3 protein-coding genes are annotated in these 2,153 nt (G+C 60.1%); 1 reads left to right on the top strand and 2 read right to left on the bottom strand.

The annotated features are described in order from the left end of the window. Positions 1 to 58 precede the first annotated feature (58 nt). Positions 59 to 313, bottom strand: a complete 255-nt coding sequence (locus BW994_RS18690) for a hypothetical protein (RefSeq protein ID WP_029314398.1) — start codon at positions 311 to 313, stop codon at positions 59 to 61. Between the two features lie 102 nt (positions 314 to 415). Beyond that, positions 416 to 661: a hypothetical protein gene (locus BW994_RS18695; protein WP_029314396.1), complete on the bottom strand. Its 246-nt coding sequence runs from the start codon at positions 659 to 661 to the stop codon at positions 416 to 418. A 144-nt stretch (positions 662 to 805) separates the two neighbouring features. On the opposite strand from BW994_RS18695, the gene BW994_RS18700 reads away from it, so the two are divergent. Beyond that, entirely contained in the window at positions 806 to 1,819 is a 1,014-nt protein-coding gene (locus BW994_RS18700; RefSeq protein ID WP_217696483.1) for a protochlorophyllide reductase, read from the top strand. The last annotated feature ends 334 nt before the right edge of the window (positions 1,820 to 2,153 follow it).

Genomic DNA, 2,153 nt, shown 5'->3' on the forward strand with positions numbered 1-2,153 from the left:
CAGCCGCACAGGTCGCCTGATCAATCCATACCGGAGATGCACGAACGCCGACCGGCAATCACACCGCGGTCCTCACCGGATGGGTACCCACCGCCTGCATGTTGAGAACCAACGGCCCAAATCGGCCAACCAGATCAGCCCGCGCCATGATAGGCACGAATGTCCCATCGAAATCCGCAAGGATGACGGAACTGACCATCATCACCAGACCAAGCGCCGCCACTGCGGTTCCCAGGGCGCGCACGAAGCGATTGCCCACATTCAAGGTCACCGCCAGAACCAGCACAAGCACCAGATACCCGAACGCGATCATGCCGCCGCACTGCCTTCAGCGAGACAGCAACAAGGCGGCGCCGGAACAATAATCATCAACCGCCGATACTGCCGAATATAGTGATGGTGCTGCCGCGCCTGCCTAACGCCAAAGCAAAGCAACAAGAATCGCAGCCAGCATGGTGTGGATCATGTGCAGCAATTGCTCATTGGTCTGGCCTTGAACAGCCTGCGCGCGTGCCAGCGCCAGCGCCGGATCATCGCTCGGCGCCGCCGCAAACGCTGTCTCCAGCACCCGGCGTTTTGCCTTGAATTCCCGCGCGTTCAAACTGAGCAGCACCACCACCCCCGCGACAATCACCACAGCGCGGACCCACCCGGCCATCATGACCAGTAACGGTATTGCAGTGCCGGCTCACCACGCGCCGGCAGGCTTCGATCACGAATCGCCATGTTCATACCGGCAGTATGGCGGCGGCCCAAAATAAAACCAGTGCCCGCCCGCTCTCTTGCCTGCCGGCCATCCGCGTGTATGCAAGGCGAAAACCTCGCAGCTGTCGAAACGATGGAGGCCACAACACCGCCGCACGTCATCGTCACCGGCGCCTCGTCCGGCGTCGGGCTGCATGCGACAAAGGCGTTGGTTGACCGTGGCTGGCACGTGGTCATGGCCTGCCGCGACCTCGCCAAAGCAGCGCGCGCCGCGGCAAATCTGGATATCAATCCGGCGTCGATCACCCCGCTCGAAATCGACCTCGGATCGCAGTCGAGCGTCCGGCGCTTCGCGGCCGATTTCGCCGCGCTGGTAAAACCGCTCGATGCCCTGGTCTGCAACGCGGCGGTCTATCTGCCGTTGTTGAAAACCCCCGCGCGCTCGCCCGAAGGCTTCGAGATCAGCGTGGCGACCAATCATTTCGGCCATTTCCTGTTAAGCCATTTGCTGCTGCCGCATCTGCAATCGCCGGGCCGCCGTGCGAAACGCCTGGTCACACTCGGCACCGTCACCGCCAATTCCGAGGAATTCGGCGGCAAAATCCCAATCCCCGCGCCAGCCAACCTAGGCGCGCTGGCAGGGCTGGAAGCTGGCTTCCGCGCACCCGTCGCCATGATCGACGGCAAAAAGTTCAAGCCAGGCAAAGCCTATAAAGACAGCAAATTATGCAACATGATCATCAGCCGCGAATTTCACCGGCGCTACCACCAGAACACCGGCATCATCTTCAACACCCTCTATCCGGGTTGCGTGGCGGACACGGCATTGTTCCGTGACGCCCCAAAACTGTTCCAGACGATTTTCCCGTGGTTTCAAAAGACCATCACCAAAGGCTACGTCTCGCAGGCGTTAGCCGGTACGCGCGTCGCCCAAGTGGTGGCCGATGACGCGTTTGCGCAATCGGGCGTCCACTGGAGCTGGGGAAACCGCCAATTGCCAAGCCGCGATGCGTTTTCGCAGCCGCTATCGTCGGCCGCGAACGACGCAGCGCGGGCCGCGCGCCTGTGGGAACTGACCGCGGAGTTGGTCGGTCGCACACCACCAACGGGATAACCATCACCAATGCACGGCCGAGCGCGCGGGCCAACTGAATCCGCGGCTTGTGTACCGCTTACTCACCTTTCATCCGCTTCCTTGTTGCGCTTGGAAAGTTTTCCAGACGGAAACCGATCCATTGGGGGTTGTTCCCCAAGCACTTTCCTTAAAACGGTCCCGTCGAGAGCAACAAAAGCGATGGTAGACCGATTTTAAACAAACTTCGGGCGAATCAATACCGTAAATTCAGAGGCCTTATACCAACCGCCTAAACGGTTGACTCGCGGGGGATTCTCAAATTTTTGTGGTTGTGTTTGAATGATTTCTGTCGATTCGCGAGGACGGAGGGATC

This window comes from Acidiphilium rubrum (assembly GCF_900156265.1).
Taxonomy (GTDB): domain Bacteria; phylum Pseudomonadota; class Alphaproteobacteria; order Acetobacterales; family Acetobacteraceae; genus Acidiphilium; species Acidiphilium rubrum.

Coding starts and splice junctions, on each gene's coding strand:
- BW994_RS18700 (WP_217696483.1), top strand. CDS start 806: ATGCAAGGCGAAAACCTCGCAGCTGTCGAAACGATGGAGGCCACAACA.
- BW994_RS18695 (WP_029314396.1), bottom strand. CDS start 661: ATGATGGCCGGGTGGGTCCGCGCTGTGGTGATTGTCGCGGGGGTGGTG.
- BW994_RS18690 (WP_029314398.1), bottom strand. CDS start 313: ATGATCGCGTTCGGGTATCTGGTGCTTGTGCTGGTTCTGGCGGTGACC.